The following is a 16,983-nucleotide window of genomic DNA, read 5'->3' as shown; positions in this document are numbered from 1 at the left end:
CCGTAAAACCCAACGTTAAACGAAGAAGCTGTATATGGCACAACGAGTACAACTCAACGCAACGGTCTCCGAAAATCAACTCGGTCAACGCTTAGATCAAGCTTTGGCCGAAATGTTCCCTGATTATTCGCGATCGCGCATAAAAGAATGGATTCTCGATCAGCGCGTGCTGGTCAACGGTAAACTTTGCGACAAACCCAAAGAAAAAGTCTTAGGCGGAGAACTCGTCAGCATCGATGCTGAGATTGATGAAGACATCCGCTTCGAACCACAGGATATCCCACTGGATATCGTTTATGAAGATGATGACATTATTGTTATCAACAAACCACGCGATCTGGTTGTTCATCCTGGTGCAGGTAACCCTGATGGTACGGTACTCAATGCGTTACTGCATTATTACCCGCCGATTGCTGACGTCCCGCGCGCGGGCATTGTCCACCGTCTGGATAAAGATACGACCGGCCTGATGGTCGTGGCGAAAACCGTTCCAGCACAAACGCGTCTGGTTGAAGCTTTGCAACTGCGCGAAATCACCCGCGAATATGAAGCGGTCGCCATTGGTCATATGACGGCAGGGGGGACGGTGGATGAACCTATCAGCCGCCACCCGACCAAACGTACGCATATGTCGGTACACCCGATGGGGAAACCTGCGGTGACCCACTATCGTATTATGGAACATTTCCGGATTCACACGCGTCTGCGTTTACGTCTGGAAACGGGACGTACCCACCAGATCCGCGTTCATATGGCACATATCACCCATCCGCTGGTGGGCGATCAGGTCTATGGTGGTCGTCCGCGTCCGCCGAAAGGCGCATCGGAAGAATTCATTACAACCCTGCGTAAGTTTGACCGTCAGGCGCTGCATGCCACCATGCTGCGGTTATACCACCCGATCTCTGGGATCGAAATGGAGTGGCATGCGCCAATCCCACAGGATATGGTGGAATTGATTGACGCGCTGCGCGCCGACTTTGAAGAACATAAGGATGACGTGGCCTGGCTATGAGTAAGCTTATTGTCCCGCAGTGGCCGCTGCCTGAAGGGGTTGCAGCCTGTAGTTCCACGCGTATTGGCGGAGTAAGTTTACCGCCGTATGATTCCCTTAATTTGGGCGCCCATTGCGGCGATAACCCGGAGCATGTGGAAGAGAACCGCAAACGTCTGTTTGCTGCGGGTACTTTGCCCTCAAAACCGGTCTGGTTGGAACAGGTCCATGGTAAAGATGTCCTGAAACTGACCGGCGAGCCTTATGCGTCTAAACGTGCGGACGCATCCTACAGCAATACGCCGGGCACCGTTTGTGCGGTAATGACGGCAGATTGCCTGCCGGTTCTGTTTTGTAACCGTGCAGGGACGGAAGTCGCGGCGGCCCATGCGGGCTGGCGTGGGTTATGTGAAGGCGTACTGGAAGAGACGGTTTCCTGTTTCGCCGATCGTCCCGAGAACATTCTTGCCTGGTTAGGTCCGGCAATCGGTCCCTCAGCATTTGAGGTGGGCGCAGAAGTGCGTGCGGCGTTTATGGAAAAAGACGCCAATGCGCAACGTGCTTTCATGTCTTGCGGCGAAAAATATCTGGCGGACATTTACCAGCTTGCGCGCCAGCGTCTGGAAAATGTCGGCGTTCAACAAATCTACGGCGGAGAACGCTGTACATTTAGCGAAAATGAGACGTTCTTCTCTTATCGTCGCGACAAGATCACGGGTCGTATGGCAAGTTTTATTTGGCTGATATAACCTAAAGAATCAAGACGATCCGGCACGCGCCGTTTTCTTTTCACATAATTCAGGTCATTAACCTTGAATAATTGAGGGATGACCTCATTTAATCTCCAGTAGCAAAATAGACCTGTTATGGGAGGAGTTATGCGTCTGGATCGTCTTACTAATAAATTCCAGCTTGCTCTTGCCGATGCCCAGTCGCTCGCACTGGGGCACGACAACCAATTTATCGAACCTCTTCATTTAATGAGCGCCTTGCTGAATCAGGAAGGGGGATCAATACGTCCTTTGTTAACGTCTGCTGGCATTAATGCCGGCCAGTTACGCACTGCCATCGATCAGGCATTGAGCCGTTTACCACAGGTGGAAGGTACCGGTGGCGATGTGCAGCCGTCACAAGATCTGGTGCGGGTACTGAATCTTTGCGACAAGTTGGCGCAAAAACGTGGGGACAACTTTATTTCGTCGGAACTGTTTGTTCTGGCGGCGCTTGAGTCGCGTGGCACGCTCGCCGATCTTCTGAAATCGGCGGGGGTAACGACGGCCAACATCACTCAGGCAATTGAACAGATGCGAGGAGGTGAAACCGTGAACGATCAAGGAGCTGAAGATCAACGTCAGGCTTTGAAAAAGTACACTGTCGACCTGACCGAGCGTGCCGAGCAGGGTAAGCTCGATCCGGTGATCGGCCGTGATGAAGAGATCCGCCGTACCATTCAGGTACTGCAACGCCGTACTAAAAATAACCCGGTGTTGATTGGTGAGCCTGGCGTCGGTAAAACGGCGATTGTGGAAGGACTGGCGCAGCGCATTATTAACGGTGAAGTGCCGGAAGGTTTGAAAGGTCGTCGTGTACTGGCGCTGGATATGGGTGCGCTGGTGGCAGGTGCCAAATACCGTGGTGAATTCGAAGAGCGCTTAAAAGGGGTGCTGAACGATCTCGCTAAACAGGAAGGTAATGTCATTCTGTTTATCGACGAACTGCACACCATGGTGGGCGCGGGAAAAGCTGACGGCGCTATGGATGCCGGTAACATGCTCAAACCAGCGCTTGCGCGAGGTGAATTGCACTGCGTGGGGGCGACTACCCTTGACGAATATCGCCAGTACATCGAAAAAGATGCGGCACTGGAGCGTCGCTTCCAGAAAGTGTTTGTGGCTGAGCCAAGTGTTGAAGATACCATCGCTATTTTGCGTGGTTTGAAAGAACGCTATGAGCTGCACCACCATGTGCAGATTACCGACCCGGCGATAGTGGCGGCAGCAACGCTGTCTCACCGCTACATTGCAGACCGTCAGCTGCCGGACAAAGCCATCGACCTGATCGATGAAGCCGCGTCGAGCATTCGTATGCAAATTGACTCCAAGCCAGAGGAGCTCGACAGACTCGACCGCCGTATCATCCAGCTCAAACTGGAACAGCAGGCGTTAATGAAAGAGTCTGATGAGGCGAGCAAGAAACGCCTCGATATGCTTAACGAAGAACTGGATGATAAAGAGCGCCAGTACTCTGAGTTAGAAGAAGAGTGGAAAGCCGAAAAAGCATCGCTTTCCGGAACGCAGACGATTAAAGCTGAACTGGAGCAGGCGAAGATCGCTATCGAACAGGCGCGTCGCGTGGGCGATCTCGCGCGCATGTCTGAGCTTCAGTACGGGAAAATTCCGGAACTGGAAAAACAACTGGAAGCGGCCACGCAGTCAGAAGGTAAGACGATGCGTCTGTTGCGTAATAAAGTGACGGATGCGGAAATTGCCGAAGTGCTGGCGCGCTGGACCGGTATCCCAGTTGCGAGAATGCTGGAAGGCGAACGTGAAAAACTGCTGCGCATGGAGCAGGAATTACACAGCCGCGTGATTGGTCAAAATGAAGCGGTGGAAGCGGTATCGAACGCGATTCGTCGTAGCCGCGCAGGTCTGGCGGATCCGAACCGCCCAATCGGCTCCTTCCTGTTCCTCGGTCCAACCGGGGTCGGTAAAACCGAATTGTGTAAGGCACTGGCAAACTTCATGTTTGATAGCGATGACGCGATGGTGCGTATCGACATGTCCGAGTTTATGGAGAAACACTCTGTCTCTCGTCTGGTCGGTGCGCCTCCAGGATATGTTGGTTATGAAGAAGGGGGCTACCTGACAGAAGCGGTACGCCGTCGCCCTTATTCTGTGATTCTGCTGGATGAAGTAGAAAAAGCACATCCTGATGTGTTCAACATACTGTTGCAGGTGCTGGACGACGGACGCCTGACGGACGGGCAGGGCAGAACGGTCGACTTCCGTAATACGGTGGTCATCATGACCTCAAACCTGGGCTCCGATCTGATTCAGGAACGTTTCGGTGAGCTTGACTACGGCCATATGAAAGAGCTTGTGCTCGGTGTTGTGAGTCATAACTTCCGCCCGGAATTCATTAACCGTATAGATGAAGTTGTTGTATTCCATCCGCTGGGTGAACAGCACATTGCCGCTATTGCGCAGATCCAGTTGCAGCGTCTTTACAAACGTCTGGAAGATCGTGGCTACGAAATCCACATCTCTGATGACGCGCTGAAACTGCTGAGTGCTAACGGCTACGATCCGGTGTATGGCGCACGGCCATTGAAACGCGCAATTCAACAGCAAATCGAAAACCCGCTGGCGCAGCAAATCCTGTCGGGTGAGCTTATTCCAGGTAAAACGATTCGCCTTGAAGAGAACAATGGGCAGATTGTCGCAGTTCAGTAACGTGCGGTGAAATATTAAAAGGGCTCTCCGGAGCCCTTTTTTGTTTAAAAACCAGCCAATAATAGCCATTTCTGGTGAGTTTTGCCTGGAAAGTGAGCGGTTGAAAGGTTTTTTGTGTTTTTGACTTGTCAGCCGGAAATTAGTCCCTATAATGCGCCTCCACTGACACGGAACAACGGCACGCAAGCCGCCGGGTCAGCGGGGTTCAGACCAGAACCTCACAGAGAAAAGCGAAAATAAACGCTTGACTCTGAAGCGGGGAAGCGTAATATGCACACCCCGCGCCGCTGAGAAAAAGCGAAGCGGCACTGCTCTTTAACAATTTATCAGACAATCTGTGTGGGCACTCAAAGTGACATGGATTCTTAATGTCCTCGGACACTAAATGAATACCAAGTCTCAAAGAGTGAACACGTAATTCATTACGAAGTTTAATTCTACGAGCATCAAACTTAAATTGAAGAGTTTGATCATGGCTCAGATTGAACGCTGGCGGCAGGCCTAACACATGCAAGTCGAACGGTAACAGGAAGCAGCTTGCTGCTTTGCTGACGAGTGGCGGACGGGTGAGTAATGTCTGGGAAACTGCCCGATGGAGGGGGATAACTACTGGAAACGGTAGCTAATACCGCATAACGTCGCAAGACCAAAGAGGGGGACCTTCGGGCCTCTTGCCATCGGATGTGCCCAGATGGGATTAGCTTGTTGGTGAGGTAACGGCTCACCAAGGCGACGATCCCTAGCTGGTCTGAGAGGATGACCAGCCACACTGGAACTGAGACACGGTCCAGACTCCTACGGGAGGCAGCAGTGGGGAATATTGCACAATGGGCGCAAGCCTGATGCAGCCATGCCGCGTGTATGAAGAAGGCCTTCGGGTTGTAAAGTACTTTCAGCGGGGAGGAAGGTGTTGAGGTTAATAACCTCAGCAATTGACGTTACCCGCAGAAGAAGCACCGGCTAACTCCGTGCCAGCAGCCGCGGTAATACGGAGGGTGCAAGCGTTAATCGGAATTACTGGGCGTAAAGCGCACGCAGGCGGTCTGTCAAGTCGGATGTGAAATCCCCGGGCTCAACCTGGGAACTGCATTCGAAACTGGCAGGCTAGAGTCTTGTAGAGGGGGGTAGAATTCCAGGTGTAGCGGTGAAATGCGTAGAGATCTGGAGGAATACCGGTGGCGAAGGCGGCCCCCTGGACAAAGACTGACGCTCAGGTGCGAAAGCGTGGGGAGCAAACAGGATTAGATACCCTGGTAGTCCACGCCGTAAACGATGTCGACTTGGAGGTTGTGCCCTTGAGGCGTGGCTTCCGGAGCTAACGCGTTAAGTCGACCGCCTGGGGAGTACGGCCGCAAGGTTAAAACTCAAATGAATTGACGGGGGCCCGCACAAGCGGTGGAGCATGTGGTTTAATTCGATGCAACGCGAAGAACCTTACCTGGTCTTGACATCCACAGAAGAATCCAGAGATGGATTTGTGCCTTCGGGAACTGTGAGACAGGTGCTGCATGGCTGTCGTCAGCTCGTGTTGTGAAATGTTGGGTTAAGTCCCGCAACGAGCGCAACCCTTATCCTTTGTTGCCAGCGGTCCGGCCGGGAACTCAAAGGAGACTGCCAGTGATAAACTGGAGGAAGGTGGGGATGACGTCAAGTCATCATGGCCCTTACGACCAGGGCTACACACGTGCTACAATGGCATATACAAAGAGAAGCGACCTCGCGAGAGCAAGCGGACCTCATAAAGTATGTCGTAGTCCGGATTGGAGTCTGCAACTCGACTCCATGAAGTCGGAATCGCTAGTAATCGTGGATCAGAATGCCACGGTGAATACGTTCCCGGGCCTTGTACACACCGCCCGTCACACCATGGGAGTGGGTTGCAAAAGAAGTAGGTAGCTTAACCTTCGGGAGGGCGCTTACCACTTTGTGATTCATGACTGGGGTGAAGTCGTAACAAGGTAACCGTAGGGGAACCTGCGGTTGGATCACCTCCTTACCTTAAAGAACCTGCCTTTGTAGTGTCCACACAGATTGTCTGATGAAAAGTAAATAGCAAGGCGTCTTGCGATTGAGACTTTACGTCCCCTTCGTCTAGAGGCCCAGGACACCGCCCTTTCACGGCGGTAACAGGGGTTCGAATCCCCTAGGGGACGCCACTTGCTGGTTTGTGAGTGAAAGTCACCGGCCGTCATATCTCAAAACTGACTTACGAGTCATGTTTGAGATATTTGCTCTTTAAAAATCTGGATCAAGCTGAAAATTGAAACGACACACAGTCAATGTGTGTTCGAGTCTCTCAAATTTTCGCAATCAGAAGATAACCTGTAAAAGGTGAAGTGAGCGAAGTGAAGACAAGGCGTACCGCACGCAGCGAGCGCAGTGGACTTAATGTCCATGAGCATCGCGAGTACGGAACAACGCAGTATTCACAACGCGCAACAAACCGGACAGAACAAGACATCTTCGGGTTGTGAGGTTAAGCGACTAAGCGTACACGGTGGATGCCCTGGCAGTCAGAGGCGATGAAGGACGTGCTAATCTGCGAAAAGCGTCGGTAAGGTGATATGAACCGTTATAGCCGGCGATGTCCGAATGGGGAAACCCAGTGCAATTCGTTGCACTATCGTTAACTGAATACATAGGTTAACGAGGCGAACCGGGGGAACTGAAACATCTAAGTACCCCGAGGAAAAGAAATCAACCGAGATTCCCCCAGTAGCGGCGAGCGAACGGGGAGCAGCCCAGAGCCTGAATCAGCATATGTGGTAGTGGAACGGTCTGGAAAGGCCGGCGATACAGGGTGACAGCCCCGTACACAAAATCACACATGTTGTGAGCTCGATGAGTAGGGCGGGACACGTGGTATCCTGTCTGAATATGGGGGGACCATCCTCCAAGGCTAAATACTCCTGACTGACCGATAGTGAACCAGTACCGTGAGGGAAAGGCGAAAAGAACCCCGGCGAGGGGAGTGAAAAAGAACCTGAAACCGTGTACGTACAAGCAGTGGGAGCCTCTTTTATGGGGTGACTGCGTACCTTTTGTATAATGGGTCAGCGACTTATATTCTGTAGCAAGGTTAACCGAATAGGGGAGCCGAAGGGAAACCGAGTCTTAACTGGGCGTTAAGTTGCAGGGTATAGACCCGAAACCCGGTGATCTAGCCATGGGCAGGTTGAAGGTTGGGTAACACTAACTGGAGGACCGAACCGACTAATGTTGAAAAATTAGCGGATGACTTGTGGCTGGGGGTGAAAGGCCAATCAAACCGGGAGATAGCTGGTTCTCCCCGAAAGCTATTTAGGTAGCGCCTCGTGAATTCATCTTCGGGGGTAGAGCACTGTTTCGGCTAGGGGGTCATCCCGACTTACCAACCCGATGCAAACTACGAATACCGAAGAATGTTATCACGGGAGACACACGGCGGGTGCTAACGTCCGTCGTGAAGAGGGAAACAACCCAGACCGCCAGCTAAGGTCCCAAAGTCATGGTTAAGTGGGAAACGATGTGGGAAGGCTCAGACAGCCAGGATGTTGGCTTAGAAGCAGCCATCATTTAAAGAAAGCGTAATAGCTCACTGGTCGAGTCGGCCTGCGCGGAAGATGTAACGGGGCTAAACCATGCACCGAAGCTGCGGCAGCGACACTATGTGTTGTTGGGTAGGGGAGCGTTCTGTAAGCCTGTGAAGGTGTACTGTGAGGTATGCTGGAGGTATCAGAAGTGCGAATGCTGACATAAGTAACGATAAAGCGGGTGAAAAGCCCGCTCGCCGGAAGACCAAGGGTTCCTGTCCAACGTTAATCGGGGCAGGGTGAGTCGACCCCTAAGGCGAGGCCGAAAGGCGTAGTCGATGGGAAACAGGTTAATATTCCTGTACCTGGTGTTACTGCGAAGGGGGGACGGAGAAGGCTATGTTGGCCGGGCGACGGTTGTCCCGGTTTAAGCGTGTAGGTGTGTGTACCAGGTAAATCCGGTTCACTTTAACACTGAGGCGTGATGACGAGGCACTACGGTGCTGAAGTGACAAATGCCCTGCTTCCAGGAAAAGCCTCTAAGCATCAGGTAACATCAGATCGTACCCCAAACCGACACAGGTGGTCAGGTAGAGAATACCAAGGCGCTTGAGAGAACTCGGGTGAAGGAACTAGGCAAAATGGTGCCGTAACTTCGGGAGAAGGCACGCTGATATGTAGGTGAAGCGACGTGCTCGTGGAGCTGAAATCAGTCGAAGATACCAGCTGGCTGCAACTGTTTATTAAAAACACAGCACTGTGCAAACACGAAAGTGGACGTATACGGTGTGACGCCTGCCCGGTGCCGGAAGGTTAATTGATGGGGTTATCCGTAAGGAGAAGCTCTTGATCGAAGCCCCGGTAAACGGCGGCCGTAACTATAACGGTCCTAAGGTAGCGAAATTCCTTGTCGGGTAAGTTCCGACCTGCACGAATGGCGTAATGATGGCCAGGCTGTCTCCACCCGAGACTCAGTGAAATTGAACTCGCTGTGAAGATGCAGTGTACCCGCGGCAAGACGGAAAGACCCCGTGAACCTTTACTATAGCTTGACACTGAACACTGGTCCTTGATGTGTAGGATAGGTGGGAGGCTTTGAAGCGTGGACGCCAGTCTGCGTGGAGCCGCCCTTGAAATACCACCCTTTAATGGCTGGTGTTCTAACGTAGGCCCGTGATCCGGGTTGCGGACAGTGTCTGGTGGGTAGTTTGACTGGGGCGGTCTCCTCCTAAAGAGTAACGGAGGAGCACGAAGGTTAGCTAATCCTGGTCGGACATCAGGAGGTTAGTGCAAAGGCATAAGCTAGCTTGACTGCGAGCGTGACGGCGCGAGCAGGTGCGAAAGCAGGTCTTAGTGATCCGGTGGTTCTGAATGGAAGGGCCATCGCTCAACGGATAAAAGGTACTCCGGGGATAACAGGCTGATACCGCCCAAGAGTTCATATCGACGGCGGTGTTTGGCACCTCGATGTCGGCTCATCACATCCTGGGGCTGAAGTAGGTCCCAAGGGTATGGCTGTTCGCCATTTAAAGTGGTACGCGAGCTGGGTTTAGAACGTCGTGAGACAGTTCGGTCCCTATCTGCCGTGGGCGCTGGAGAATTGAGGGGGGCTGCTCCTAGTACGAGAGGACCGGAGTGGACGCATCACTGGTGTTCGGGTTGTCATGCCAATGGCACTGCCCGGTAGCTAAATGCGGAAGAGATAAGTGCTGAAAGCATCTAAGCACGAAACTTGCCCCGAGATGAGTTCTCCCTGAGACTATAAGTCTCCTGAAGGAACGTTGAAGACGACGACGTTGATAGGCCGGGTGTGTAAGCGCAGCGATGCGTTGAGCTAACCGGTACTAATGAACCGTGAGGCTTAACCTTACAACGCCGAAGATGTTTTGGCGGAATTGAGAGAATTTTCAGCTTTGATTACAGATTGTAGTGCGCAATAGTTTGCGCAGCGGCAAGGCGGCAAGTGAAGCGACGGAAGGAGCATACATAAGTATGTGACTGAGGTTCGCGAATGCGGCCAACGCAGCTGATGCGATAAAATATTGCGTACTGAGCACAAAGAATTTGCCTGGCGGCTTTAGCGCGGTGGTCCCACCTGACCCCATGCCGAACTCAGAAGTGAAACGCCGTAGCGCCGATGGTAGTGTGGGGTCTCCCCATGTGAGAGTAGGGAACTGCCAGGCATCAAATAAGTGAAGAGCCCATCCTGACGGATGGGCTTTTTGCGTTTTTACCCCGCAGAGTTGCCGGATGGCGGCTTCGCCTTATCAGGCCTACAGCGCCGACCTACAACGTCATCGCTGCCTAACCCAACCCGAAATTCCTGGCCTTACTCCGAGTTCTATTCCTGCTAACTGAAACCGCGATCCCTGTCACACATTATTATATAACAATTATATAACATTCCGTTTACTAAAAAAATAGCAAACACAACCGATGAGCGCCATCGGATATTTGGCAGGAGTTTAATTCAAATGACAGAAAGCAGTGTCACTGCGAGCGGGTCGCTGGAAGAGAGTGATACCCGACGTCGTATATGGGCGATTGTAGGGGCGTCATCCGGGAATCTGGTGGAATGGTTTGATTTCTACGTTTACTCTTTTTGTTCGCTCTACTTTGCCCACATTTTTTTCCCATCTGGAAATACCACGACTCAACTTTTGCAAACCGCAGGCGTCTTTGCTGCTGGCTTTTTGATGCGTCCCATTGGCGGCTGGTTATTTGGTCGGATCGCGGATAAGCATGGCCGCAAAAAATCCATGCTTTTGTCCGTGTGCATGATGTGTATGGGATCGCTGGTTATTGCCTGCCTGCCGGGCTATGACTCTATCGGTACCTGGGCTCCTGCACTGTTGCTCCTGGCGCGCTTGTTTCAGGGATTATCTGTCGGAGGAGAATACGGCACGAGCGCAACCTACATGAGCGAAGTTGCTGTAGAAGGGCGCAAAGGGTTCTACGCTTCTTTTCAATATGTTACGTTAATTGGCGGGCAATTACTAGCGCTGCTGGTCGTGGTTGTCCTTCAGCACACGTTAGATGATGCCTCGCTAAGAGAGTGGGGCTGGCGTATTCCCTTTGCATTAGGTGCAGTACTGGCCGTTGTTGCACTCTGGCTACGTCGCCAACTGGATGAAACCTCAAAGCAAGAAACGCGCGCCCTGAAAGAGGCGGGTTCTTTGAAGGGGTTATGGCGAAACCGCAAAGCGTTCATTATGGTTCTGGGGTTTACCGCCGCAGGATCGCTCTGCTTTTATACCTTTACCACCTACATGCAGAAATATCTGGTCAACACAGCAGGCATGCATGCTAACGTAGCCAGCGGAATTATGACGGCCGCGCTGTTCGTCTATATGCTCGTGCAGCCGCTATTTGGCGCACTCTCTGACAGAATTGGTCGACGTACTTCCATGCTGTGTTTCGGTGCGTTGGCGACATTGTTCACTGTACCTATTTTGTCTGCGCTTCAGAATGTCACTTCGCCGTATGCTGCGTTTGGTCTGGTGATGTGCGCGTTATTGATAGTCAGCTTTTATACGTCAATAAGCGGTATCCTGAAGGCTGAAATGTTTCCGGCACAGGTTCGCGCTTTGGGGGTTGGCCTTTCTTATGCCGTGGCAAATGCCCTGTTTGGCGGATCTGCAGAATACGTTGCCCTGTCGCTCAAATCTGTCGGAATGGAAACGTCATTCTTTTGGTATGTCACCGCGATGGCAATAGTGGCGTTTCTGGTATCGCTCATGTTGCATCGCAAAGGGAAAGGGTTACGTCTTTAGTAATGTGCCATTTGCCAGAGAGCGTAGCCGGTCGTCGCACCTGCCACATCCCAGGCAAAATCTTTCCAGCTCCAGCCGCTCCCATCGGGGCGGCTGTCCCAAAGCTCCTTCGACGCCCCCAGACTTAGTGAAAATATCACACCAAAAGCTGCGCTGCGGTCGCGGTTCAACCCCTGATGCTGCGCGTATTCATTGCCCGCCGCTGAGAGCATTGCCGACGCGATAAAATGCTGAGCTTTATCCTGACCGCCCCACTTATCCTGCGCCATATGGCTACAGCCGGAAAGGATGAATCCACACAAAAGAACAGTAATGCGCACCGTTTTCTCCATAGAAAAAACCCCGTTCAGGACGGGGTTTTGCTTACAGAATGCGGCTGATCAGTCTGTCAATGCGAATACGGCGTAATCGACGGATCAGTTTGCGTACTTTAACCGGATAGTCGGCAATACTTTGCAAATCGCGATAATGTTTCACGATTGTTGTATTGGTACGGATCAGCTCCAGCTCTTTTTCTCTCTGCGGAGCCAGTTCCTGCTTAGGATCGTGGATCAGGATCGCGTTTTCAAGATCCAGGCGCCACGCTCGCGGGTTAAGGTTGTTCCCGGTTAGCAGCATCCACTTATCATCAACCCACATTCCTTTCAGATGGTACGTATTGTCATCATCTTTCCACAGACGAACGACCAGTTGATCGGTATTAACGTAATACTGTAAGCGGCTCAGGAAGCGGCGCAGGTTAATTTCATAGAGATAAGGCAGTGCGCCGATAATCTTGAAGGGTTCATTTTCTGGAATGTAAAAATCATTCGCCGTTTTATCACCGACGATGATCTCAACCTTCTTCCCTTCGCGAAGCAACTGAATGATGTTCCGCACAAGAATAGCTGGCAGGTTGAAATAGGGGGTACAAATCGTGAGCTTATGCTCCGCACAGGGCATAAGATGGAAAATGGTCTTATTCAGTAAGCTGGATTTTCCCAGCCCCACAAGCGGAGTTACGGACAACTGTTCGTTGTCAGCGTTACCCTGGAATTGGTATGAGGCATCGCGTAACTCCTGACGATACAGGCGAATATCGTTTTTAATTTCAGGGCTTTTCGGGCGCTGCGTATTATCCAGACGATTAACGCCCCGGCCGTTCATCAGGTTCTGCGTGACCCATTCGAACATGATGTCAGCCATTTGCGCATTACGAATCAGCTGATACCGATCGTAACGGTATTTATCATGCTGATGCAGATAAACGTCATTCAGACTGGCACCGCTATAGAGAACGCTGTCGTCAATGATGAATCCTTTAAAATGCAATACGCCGAGGGCTTCCCGAGTATTAACCGGGACGCCATAAACGGGGACGTCTACACCTGGATTTTCATGCGCCATCCGGCAATACCAGTCAGCATTGGTGTTGGCAGCCGCAGCGCCAATTCGCCCGCGCTGGGCACGGTGCCAGTCGACAAGAACGCGAACATCCAGTTCAGGACGTTGCCGTTTAGCCTCGTAGAGCGCATTCAGAATGCCTTTACCGCCGTCATCTTGCTCCAGATACAGAGCAACAATGCAAATACGGTTCTTCGCGCTGGCTATCTTCTCCAGCAAGATCTCCCTGAAATTAGCGGGAGCGTAAAAGAAATCGACATCATCAACTGATTGAGAAATCTTAGGTAGTTGGGCAAGGTGTTGTTGATGTTTATTACGCTTAAATTTTGACAACATCACAGTGCATTTCTTCTCTGTTCATTGAAGGGTCGTCTGTACAATGCAGACGACATAAGCGGGCAATGATAACACTGTCCGATGAAAAGTGGTCAACATTTCCAGTGCCTTACTCATGACTCACCAGGCTTTGCCAGGTTCAGCGTCAGCCCAACGATACCCTCTTCAAGTTGGATATCGACGCTGAAACCGAGCTTGCGAGCCAGCGCCACCATGCCACGATTATTTGGCATCGTAATACCATTCAGCCGACTGAGTCCGTGATCGCGTGTATAGGTAATCAATTTTTCCATTAACCGGCGACCTAATCCTAACCCTTTGAGATCTGAACGAACCAGCACAGCAAATTCTGCATCGATATTATCCGGGTCGGAGATGGCACGCGTTACGCCAAGGATCTCTTCAGTTTGATCAACGCGTCTTACCGCAACAAACGCCATTTCCCGATCGTAGTCGATCTGGGTCATGTTAGCTAAATCTTCATGAGTAAATTCGTTGATCTCGCTAAAGTAACGGTAGTAAAGATCTTCTTTTGTGACCTGAGAAATGAACTGCTGAAGTTGTGGCTCGTCTTCAGGCAGGATAGGACGGAACAGACAACGATCGCCATTTTTCAATTCCACCCACTCCTCTAATTGCTGAGGATAAGGGCGGACAGCGAGACGGCTTTCATTGTCGCCCGTGAAGGGGGCGATATCCAGCGTGACGTCAAGCGCCGTGAATTCCCCGGCAGAAGCCAGCAGCGGGTGAATATCGAGCCGCTGAATTTCAGGACAGTCAACAATCAGGTTGGAAACCTGTACCAGCAGTTGGCTTAAACCAGCAACATCCAGCGGACGCAGCGCACTACGACCGCGGATCTTTTTGCTCTTGATCCCCTGAATGACTAAATAACGTGCAAGATTCATGTTCAGCGGTGGTAACGCCACCACGGCCTGCTCTTCAGGACGCCACTCAACGCCGCCTTCACCCAGCATGATCAGGGGACCAAATACCGGATCGTGTTCAACCACAACGCGAAGTTCCTGTGCACCCGCACGGTTCGCCATGCTTTGCACCAGCAGTCCGTGAATGCGCGCCTGCGGCCAGGCCATCTTCACGCGGTCAAAAATGGCATTGGCGGCCTGTTGCACTTCGTTTGCTGTACGCAAATAGAGCATAACGCCCTGAACTTCAGATTTATGTGGGATATCCGGCGAACGTAACTTCAGCGCGACCGGGTAGCCGATCTGCTCGGCAATATGCACCGCTTCGGCGCTGTCGCTGGCAATCCAGGTCGGGAGAGTATGTAAACCATAGGCCTGAAGAATTGGCTGAACTTCATGCGTGTCGAGCGAACTGGCACCGTCAGCAATCGCCTGCTGCAGGAGATCGTGCGCTGCCAGGGTATTGGTCGTCAGGTTACTGGGCAGGGCGGGCGTTTCCCGCAGTTGTTTCTGGTTTCGCCGGTACTCCACCATGTGCATAAAAGCGGTGATGGTGCCTTCCGGTGTACGGTAGGTGGGCACACCGGCTTCACTGAATAGCCGTCGGGCTTCCTGTGATGAATGCTCCCCGCACCAGTTAGTTAACAGCGAAATGAATTTGCCGCGTGGATGGTGTTTGATCGTTTCAATCAACGCCTGGGCGCTTTCGGTGCCAGGCGCTGCGGCACTTGGGGAGTGAATCACCAGCAAAGCGTCAAAATCCTGACTGGCAAGCAGGATATCCAGGGATAAAGAGTAGTGCTCAATACTGGCGTCATCCCGAAGATCAAGCGGGTTTGCTACTTCAACGTGTTGTGGTAGCGCATCGCGCAGTTTTTGGCTGGTTTCTTCGCTCAACGTGGCCAGCTTACCGTTGCGCACCCAAAGCTCATCAAGCGCCAACGCCGCAGGCGCAGCACCGTTACTGATGATCATCAATCTGTCGCCACGCAATGGCCGCATATGACTGAGCGTTTCGACCGCTGAAAAGAGTTCGTGGGTATCGCGCACACGCAGCAAACCGGCGCGCTGGATGGCGGCGTCCCATGCAGGGTCCATTCCGGCGCTGGAGTGTAACAAACGCTGTGCTGCCGGGCTGCGGCCGCTTTTAATCACCAGTATCGGCTTGTTACGCGAGGCACTGCGCGCTGCGGACACAAAGCGCCGTGCATCGCTGAGATGTTCAAGGTAAAGCAAAATTGCACTGGTTTTGCTGTCGCGCGCCAGGTAGTCCAGCAGCTCGTCGACATCAATGTCCAGACTATCGCCCAACGCAATAAAGTAGGAGAAACCCATCTCCCGCTGTTGCGCCCAGTCGAGGATGGTATTGGACACAGCGGCGGACTGAGAAATAAAAGCCAGCTTGCCGCGCTTAATAGGAACGGGAGAAAAGCTGGCATTCAGACCTTGCCACGGAGCAAGAAGTCCCAGGCTATTTGGCCCCAGTAAGCGCATGTTAAAGCGTTGCGCGCAGCTGAGGAGTTCACTTTTTTGAGTCGCTGGCGCAGAGAGGATTATGCAGGTTTTACACCCTTTTTCCCCCAACGCTTCCAGTAATGCCAGGTTACGACTGGCGTTGGTACACAGTACAGCCAGGTCGGGGGTAAAGGGGAGGCTGGCTATATCCGACCAGGCCAGAACGCCTAATACGGCTTTCCAGGTGGGCGTCACCGGTAAGACGGGACCATTAAAACCTCCCGCCAGCAGATTGCGCATCATCAGGTAACCCGCCCGGTTGGGCTTCATTGATGCGCCGATCACCGCGATTGATTTGGGTCGTAGAAGCGCTTCCAGTCCTCGCTGACTCATACCGGTTTCCCTTACACAAAAGTGACCGAATGATTTTAAACGCTTTCTACCGATTCTGCTGTGACGCTTCCCTGATGTTGAGTTTTTCCTGCAAGATAGCGTGTCTTGAAGCAGGTGAAGTGATCGCTCAGGGCGCTTGCTGCAGTGGCATCATCGGCCAGGTCCAGCAGGGCAATCGCCACTTCTGCCGTGCAGTATTGCCCTTCGGCATGGACTTCACGCAGGTGATAGGTTGAAAGACGCGACAGATCCACAGAAATCACTGGCAGAGCGTCGAGATAGGGGCTTTTACGAAACATTTTGCGCGCTTCCGGCCAGGTGCCATCAAGCATAATAAACAGCGGTGGTTTACCTGTAGGCGGTGTGAAAATCACTTCACGCGCTTCCCCGGCATAGGATGCAGGAAAAACGACCATCGGCTGGTAATCCGGGGTGTTGACAAGATCCAGCAGCGCCTGGGGTGGCTCAGTACGAGACCACTGAAATGCGGTCGTGTCAGGCAAAATATCGGCAACAAGGCGCCCGGTATTGCTTGGCTTCATCGGTTCAGTATCAAACATCACCAGGCAAAAACGGCTTTTCGCCTGAGAGGGGGACAGCGTTTCGCACAAACAGAGTTTGAGCGGCAGCAAACAGCGCTGGCAGCGACGGATGCGGTTACCTCTGGCGAGAAAAGGGCGAGTGGCGCGCGCCAGGCGCTCTGCGCGAAGCTTAAGAACAGCGTTTTCAGTCATAGAGAATGCGATGAAAAATGCTATT

At 52.3% G+C, this 16,983-nt stretch carries 8 protein-coding genes, 1 tRNA gene and 3 rRNA genes; 8 read left to right on the top strand and 4 right to left on the bottom strand.

Going from position 1 to position 16,983, the window contains the following annotated elements:
- Positions 1-34: 34 nt before the first annotated feature.
- The 8 genes from rluD to HVY19_RS15675 all read left to right on the top strand — a co-directional run bounded on the left by rluD (position 35) and on the right by HVY19_RS15675 (position 11,731).
- Complete coding sequence (gene rluD / locus HVY19_RS15710; RefSeq protein WP_181681433.1) at positions 35-1,015, top strand: 23S rRNA pseudouridine(1911/1915/1917) synthase RluD; 981 nt, start codon at positions 35-37, stop codon at positions 1,013-1,015.
- On the top strand, positions 1,012-1,743 hold the full coding sequence (gene yfiH, locus HVY19_RS15705; protein ID WP_181681432.1) for a purine nucleoside phosphorylase YfiH: 732 nt from the start codon (positions 1,012-1,014) through the stop codon (positions 1,741-1,743). The genes rluD and yfiH overlap by 4 nt, the downstream gene beginning before the upstream one ends.
- Positions 1,744-1,872: 129 nt before the next feature.
- Positions 1,873-4,446, top strand: a complete 2,574-nt coding sequence (gene clpB / locus HVY19_RS15700; protein WP_181681431.1) for an ATP-dependent chaperone ClpB — start codon at positions 1,873-1,875, stop codon at positions 4,444-4,446.
- Positions 4,447-4,900: 454 nt separating this feature from the next.
- Positions 4,901-6,442, top strand: a 16S ribosomal RNA gene (locus tag HVY19_RS15695).
- Between the two features lie 84 nt (positions 6,443-6,526).
- Positions 6,527-6,602: transfer RNA gene (locus HVY19_RS15690), tRNA-Glu, on the top strand.
- Between the two features lie 318 nt (positions 6,603-6,920).
- Positions 6,921-9,827: ribosomal RNA gene (locus HVY19_RS15685) — 23S ribosomal RNA — on the top strand.
- Between the two features lie 198 nt (positions 9,828-10,025).
- Positions 10,026-10,141, top strand: a 5S ribosomal RNA gene (gene rrf / locus HVY19_RS15680).
- Together the 16S, 23S and 5S rRNA genes with 1 tRNA gene alongside form the textbook arrangement of a ribosomal RNA operon.
- A gap of 291 nt (positions 10,142-10,432) precedes the next feature.
- Positions 10,433-11,731 (top strand): MFS transporter, encoded by a 1,299-nt coding sequence (locus HVY19_RS15675; protein ID WP_181681430.1) that lies wholly within the window; start codon positions 10,433-10,435, stop codon positions 11,729-11,731.
- On the opposite strand, the gene HVY19_RS15670 is transcribed toward HVY19_RS15675, so the two are convergent.
- The 4 genes from HVY19_RS15670 to tapT all read right to left on the bottom strand — a co-directional run bounded on the left by HVY19_RS15670 (position 11,728) and on the right by tapT (position 16,958).
- Positions 11,728-12,051, bottom strand: a complete 324-nt coding sequence (locus HVY19_RS15670) for a YfiM family lipoprotein (protein WP_181681429.1) — start codon at positions 12,049-12,051, stop codon at positions 11,728-11,730. The genes HVY19_RS15675 and HVY19_RS15670 overlap by 4 nt on opposite strands.
- A gap of 43 nt (positions 12,052-12,094) precedes the next feature.
- On the bottom strand, positions 12,095-13,450 hold the full coding sequence (gene pssA, locus HVY19_RS15665) for a CDP-diacylglycerol--serine O-phosphatidyltransferase (protein ID WP_181684300.1): 1,356 nt from the start codon (positions 13,448-13,450) through the stop codon (positions 12,095-12,097).
- 113 nt (positions 13,451-13,563) lie between these two features.
- The gene (gene pat / locus HVY19_RS15660; protein ID WP_181681428.1) at positions 13,564-16,224 is read right to left on the bottom strand and encodes a protein lysine acetyltransferase; all 2,661 of its coding nucleotides are present in this window, start codon (positions 16,222-16,224) and stop codon (positions 13,564-13,566) included.
- A 35-nt stretch (positions 16,225-16,259) separates the two neighbouring features.
- A complete protein-coding gene (gene tapT / locus HVY19_RS15655; RefSeq protein WP_181681427.1) occupies positions 16,260-16,958 on the bottom strand; it encodes a tRNA-uridine aminocarboxypropyltransferase in 699 nt (232 codons plus the stop codon).
- Between the last annotated feature and the right edge of the window lie 25 nt (positions 16,959-16,983).

The sequence above is a fragment of the Citrobacter sp. RHB25-C09 genome, assembly GCF_013836145.1.
Classification (GTDB): Bacteria; Pseudomonadota; Gammaproteobacteria; order Enterobacterales; family Enterobacteriaceae; genus Citrobacter_A.
The sequence above is the reverse complement of the archived record's forward strand: the minus strand, read 5'-3'. Positions and strand labels throughout refer to the sequence as shown.

What these genes read in the sequence shown, in the direction of transcription:
- rluD (WP_181681433.1), top strand. Translation starts at nt 35, where the DNA reads ATGGCACAACGAGTACAACTCAACGCAACGGTCTCCGAAAATCAACTC.
- yfiH (WP_181681432.1), top strand. Translation starts at nt 1,012, where the DNA reads ATGAGTAAGCTTATTGTCCCGCAGTGGCCGCTGCCTGAAGGGGTTGCA.
- clpB (WP_181681431.1), top strand. Translation starts at nt 1,873, where the DNA reads ATGCGTCTGGATCGTCTTACTAATAAATTCCAGCTTGCTCTTGCCGAT.
- HVY19_RS15675 (WP_181681430.1), top strand. Translation starts at nt 10,433, where the DNA reads ATGACAGAAAGCAGTGTCACTGCGAGCGGGTCGCTGGAAGAGAGTGAT.
- pssA (WP_181684300.1), bottom strand. Translation starts at nt 13,450, where the DNA reads ATGTTGTCAAAATTTAAGCGTAATAAACATCAACAACACCTTGCCCAA.
- pat (WP_181681428.1), bottom strand. Translation starts at nt 16,224, where the DNA reads ATGAGTCAGCGAGGACTGGAAGCGCTTCTACGACCCAAATCAATCGCG.
- tapT (WP_181681427.1), bottom strand. Translation starts at nt 16,958, where the DNA reads ATGACTGAAAACGCTGTTCTTAAGCTTCGCGCAGAGCGCCTGGCGCGC.